This is a genomic window from Vibrio sp. V43_P6S15P86 (assembly GCF_009904725.1).
GTDB classification, from domain to species: Bacteria; Pseudomonadota; Gammaproteobacteria; order Enterobacterales; family Vibrionaceae; genus Vibrio; species Vibrio diabolicus.
The window spans coordinates 1-5,163 of sequence record NZ_WXWT01000035.1 but is presented as its reverse complement, the minus strand read 5'-3'; the positions used below and the strand labels follow the sequence as shown (position 1 = coordinate 5,163).

5 protein-coding genes are annotated in these 5,163 nt (G+C 43.9%); 3 read left to right on the top strand and 2 right to left on the bottom strand.

The window, feature by feature from the left end; genetic code table 11:
- Window positions 1-217: helix-turn-helix transcriptional regulator (locus tag CAG69_RS01655; RefSeq protein ID WP_161442413.1), on the bottom strand; the 217-nt coding region annotated here is incomplete at its 3' end.
- Between the two features lie 141 nt (window positions 218-358).
- Here CAG69_RS01655 and CAG69_RS01650 point away from each other — a divergent pair.
- From CAG69_RS01650 to CAG69_RS01640, 3 genes are all read left to right on the top strand, one after another.
- On the top strand, window positions 359-670 hold the full coding sequence (locus tag CAG69_RS01650; protein ID WP_006742087.1) for a hypothetical protein: 312 nt from the start codon (window positions 359-361) through the stop codon (window positions 668-670).
- Window positions 671-1,382: 712 nt separating this feature from the next.
- Window positions 1,383-2,540, top strand: a complete 1,158-nt coding sequence (locus CAG69_RS01645; protein ID WP_161442411.1) for an aromatic amino acid transport family protein — start codon at window positions 1,383-1,385, stop codon at window positions 2,538-2,540.
- Between the two features lie 232 nt (window positions 2,541-2,772).
- Window positions 2,773-3,192: a hypothetical protein gene (locus tag CAG69_RS01640; protein ID WP_161442409.1), complete on the top strand. Its 420-nt coding sequence runs from the start codon at window positions 2,773-2,775 to the stop codon at window positions 3,190-3,192.
- Window positions 3,193-3,195: 3 nt separating this feature from the next.
- Here CAG69_RS01640 and CAG69_RS01635 read toward each other — a convergent pair whose 3' ends face one another.
- Window positions 3,196-5,067, bottom strand: a complete 1,872-nt coding sequence (locus CAG69_RS01635; protein WP_046873719.1) for a methyl-accepting chemotaxis protein — start codon at window positions 5,065-5,067, stop codon at window positions 3,196-3,198.
- Window positions 5,068-5,163: the final 96 nt, after the last annotated feature.

Here is a 5,163-nt window from a genome sequence, read left to right as displayed (position 1 = left end):
GTTGAACGCCTCTTATATCCAATGCGATGTCGAGATCGGTCAAATGCAGAGAGCGCAGTATGGAGCGATATTGGGAAAGTTTCAGGTCGGATTCTCCACGCTCTATCCGTTGATACGTTTTCACACTCATCCCTGCGATGTTTGCCATTTGTTCACGGGAGAGGCCACTCGCTTTTCTTCTCGCAATCAGTGCTTCAATAATAGGGTCGACCTGCATGTGCTCTCCTGAAAGGACAGTTTTGACCTAAATAAAGCAAGAAGTGGACCAGTTTAACCATCTCATATTTACCTGTTTTGCAATCAGTATAAGAATAGCTATCTAATAAAAATGTACATATTTTAGTCAGTTATAAACTCAATGGAAAAGTATCAATCATACAAATCAATAGAGACAAAATCCTCAATTCGCAAAATGCAACGCATTTTAGATCAATTATTTAGCGAGCTTAATGAGCAGCATCGTGTCACTAAAGAAAATGTTGTCGCTCTGACTCGACAGTCTCAACAGAGGTTGATGAACTACAAAGAGCTTTATCTTCATAAAGAATCGATAGGTGAGGTAGAGTTGCAGATTGCGTATGAAAATATGAGTGTGACTGAGAAGCAGGTCGCGGATATGGGCGTTTCAGCATTAACTTATATCATCGGAGCGTTAGATAAAGCGTATTAATAGAATGGGCAAGCTAGCTTAGATTTAGACAGTTTGGATAACACCTAAAAGAAAGGATGCAAATGCTGGGGAACCACACCCAGCATTCGGACACTCATTTACCTATAGTTTCGAACCGTAAATCAGTGTTTAGAGGTATGTGAACCGAACAGTGCCGGTACGCAGCGAATAATAGCGATATTGTCCGATCTAGGCTACGCCCCTGGAATCTAACACCTGCACTTGAACTGTAAACTAATTTGTACACCAATCCAAAATTGAGCGGTTGAGCACGTTCTTACTCTCATTAGGCGATAAAAGACTGATTAGTGATGAAAATAACGACACATCTTAGGTGAATGAGGAGAGTTGTTAAAATATATCGCTATAAGATTGACCTTTTGCTTTTCAATCGTCCTGCTTATGCCTTACAATCTTTTCGAACCAAATCCATTCACAACGAATGGGGTTGATGAATTAAGATGAACAATTTTGCTTCGAACCCAAAGTTGTGCGCATTTCATCAACGATGACATCGCCCAAAACGACTCTCAAGTGTTCATGTGCAATTGAATTAACCACCTTTTGCTGCATGCTTTCTTAGCCATACAGGGCTCTTGTAACATAGAGTTCTTGTAACCAAATTTTGGTTGAGTAGAGCGTTTTGTTGGGTGTGCTTTGGATGTAGCACAACTGGCGAGAAATAAACGGATTGAATTTAGAGGTATTAACCGTGAACCTAAAACTTGTCGGCAGCTCCCTGATCGTTGCAGGTACTGCTCTTGGCGCTGGTATGCTTGCTATACCAATGGTGCTTGCTCAATTTGGCCTCCTCTGGGGCACTCTTCTTATGTTATTCATCTGGGCTGGGACGACTTACGCTGCGCTGCTCCTTCTTGAGGCCAGTTGCAAAGTAGGCGGCGGCGTGAGCATGAATGCAATTGCTCGCGAAACGCTAGGTAAAGGTGGCCAGTTGGTAACCAACAGCTTGCTTTACGCCCTGTTAGTTTGTCTATTGATGGCTTATATCATTGGTGCGGGTGATCTCGTACAAAAAGTAACAGCCTCAATTGGGCTGCCAACATCTACGATCGCAAGCCAAGTCGGTTTTACTCTTTTAGTCGGTATCATTGTTTCGGCAGGTACAGGGGTTGTAGATAAGCTTAATCGCGGTTTGTTCCTAGGCATGATCGTGGCGCTGATTCTGACACTTTTTGCGCTTGCACCAAGCGTCTCGTTTGAGGGACTTGATGAGGTTGTGAGCGACGATAAAATGGCACTTATCAAAACCAGTTCGGTGCTTTTCACCAGTTTCGGTTTTATGGTCGTGATCCCATCGCTTGTAACTTACAACAAAGAAGCGAGTAAAACACAACTGCGTAATATGATTATCGTGGGTTCAACTATTCCGCTTGTTTGTTACCTGTTATGGTTGTTAGCGGTTGTCGGCAACCTACCACCTCATGAGCTTGTTCAATACTCCAACGTAACAGAGTTGATCTCGGTACTAGGTCAGCAATACGAGGGCTTAGAGTTCATCCTATCCATGTTTACTGGTTTGGCACTGCTAACGTCGTTCTTAGGTGTTGCAATGGCGCTATACGATCAAAATGCAGACCTACTGAAAGCAAGTAAGCCAGTGATTTTTGTTACTACTTTTGTGCTACCACTATTAGGTGCTGTATTTGCGCCAGAACACTTCCTAGCTATTCTCAGCTACGCGGGGATTATTCTTGTGTTTCTCGCGGTCTTTGTCCCATTATCAATGACCATGAAAGTGCGCCGAGTGTCGGTAGAAGATGACAATATTTATGAAGCTGGTGGCGGCGCAATGGGAATGAGCATGATCTTCCTATTCGGCTGTTTCTTGCTGTTTGCCCAAGCAGTATAAAACCACGCTAGCTTATTTAAAAACTGAGCCGCTCGTATTCAAACGGGCGGCTTTTTTGTATTCATAGCCGAACCCAGGCCACTCAAAGTCATCAGCATTTGTGATGTTTGACGTTTCTCTGATAATCACGGTTAGCGCTGACTTTTTAGTAAAACTCCTTAGCGAAAGGCTGACATGTACAGTGATTCACCCTCCTATTATATCAATGTTGATATGAATAAGAGGCTCTGTTGTGTCAAAGCAATTATCTTTTGCCATGGTCGGCGTTATGTTGTCTTTAGGTGTGTTGAGTACAGAAGCGGTGGCTGACCCGAAGCATAAGCATGGACATCGGTACGATCACCATCATGCGCATCACCACCATCATAAACACAAGCGCAAGCACAAGCATAAGCATAAGCATAAGCACAAGCATAAGCATAAGCATAAGTATAAACATCGTGACGTTATTTATGTGGAGTCTCGACGACTAAGACGCAGTTACTACTACCACGACCGAATTCCTCGTAATAGTACCTACATAAAGATTGGAGATTTCACCTATTTAAAAGTGGATGATCGTTTCTATCGTCGCTCTAAGTCTAGATACCACTGCGATAGAGGTCTAAAAACAAAAACAGCGAGCATTGGCTCGCTGTTTTTGTTTAGGTGAAGACTAGACTGTAAATCGGTTTAATATTTGATCTTGTTTATGCACATCTTCTTGCTGTGCTTGCATAGCATCGTTAGTTCGATTCGCAGATTCGGCGACTTGAGTCGATAGGTCTTTAATATTCACCGTATTGTTGTTGATCTCTTCCGCAACTAAGCTTTGCTCTTCCGCTGCTGAGGCGATTTGTAAGTTCATATCAGAAATACGCTGAATCGCATCACGAATACGTTGTAGCGCGTTGTTTGCCAAGTCTGCTTTTTCTACGGCTTCTACAGCGCTACCCTTGCTTTGATGCATAGCATTTGCCACAGATGATGCGCCAGATTGCAGCTGCTCAATCATAGTACGAATTTCTGTTGTTGATTCTTGGGTTCGTTGCGCCAGTGTACGAACTTCATCAGCAACAACGGCGAAGCCTCGGCCAGATTCTCCCGCACGTGCAGCCTCGATTGCGGCATTCAACGCGAGTAAGTTTGTTTGGTCCGCAATATCGTTGATGACTTTTAGAATCGTTTCGATGTTAGCTGTCGCAGATTCAAGCACTTGCACTTCTTCGACAGCAAGGTCAATGCTATCGGAAAGCATGTTGATCGTTTGTGTCGATTCACCGACCACAGAAGAGCCCTCAACCGTTGCTTGATCAGCTTCTTTGGCTGCACTTGCTGCGCCTTGCGCATTATTGGCAACTTCAGTCGCGGTAACAGACATCTCGTGCATCGCGGTGGCTAATTGTTCTAGCTCTTGTAGCTGAGTTTGAATAGCACCAGCCGAATCTTTTGCACCCTCAGCGGTGATTTGAGTGCCATTCAAAATTTGATCAGAAATACTCTTCGACTCAATAATTTGCTGTTGCAAGTTTTCCATGAACGTATTGAAGTTTGTAGCAAGCTCTGAGAATTCTTGGTCAGTATCAGTTTCAAGGCGCTGTGTAAGATCGCCTTTCCCTGACGCAACATCTTTAATCGCGTTGTTTAAAGTGTCTAGCGGACGCATGAGTGTGCGAATGAGCAGAGTCAGTGCAATAACAGAAGCAATCACAGCAATGATTGAATAAATAATAGCGCTGTTACGAAGCTCTCCTACGGCAGAGTAGGCGATAGCTTCATCAATAACTGAACCCACGTACCAGTTCTCGCCCGGGATGTGAGTCAAGTTAATCATATAACGATCGCCATCGATCTCAATGTGTTGCGTTGATTGTGTAAGATCGACCTGTGGTAGGTAGCTACCAACTTTTTCACCGTTGTACTTACTTTGAGGGTGGGCAATGGTTGTCCCATCAGCGGTGACCAAAAATAAGTAACCAGCGTCAAACAGATTCACTTGGTTGACGAGGTCAGAAAGGGTAGTTAGTTCGAGGTCATAAAACATACCAGCTAAGAACTGGCCGTTTTCTTTTACTGGTGTACCAACAGAGATGATGACGTTTTTTGAAGACGCATCGACGTATGGGTCTGTTACGACCAAATCGCCTTTGTTTTTAGCTGCGATGAACCAAGGACGTTGACGCGGATCGTAGTCTGGTCCTGCTTCCCAGCCGTCGTCATTTTCAATCACGAAGCCATTGCTTTCATAACCAAAGCCAATCGCAAGAAAGCTGGCTTTTGGTGTTGGTCGCTCAAGAATGTTCTGAACGTAGTTGTGTGAACTTGGATTAAGTTCGATAACTTCAGTAATAGAACGAGCGAGATCCTTTTTAGCATTCATTTCTGATTGCACGGTATTGCCAACACTGGTCAATATCTCGTTCACACTCGAGTCAATGTGCTCCTGCGTTTGGGAGCGGATCGTCATAACTTGTTGCGTCGACAGTAGTGACACGGTAATTAGCAGCAAAAATGACGAGGCTGTGACAACCTTATGTCTAAATTTCATGAGCTTTCCTCTGATTCTCCCGGTTGGCTTCACTATGCTTTCACCTCTTTTTAAACGGGCGAATTCGGCATCAAGAGAAACCTATTGTGTTTGGTT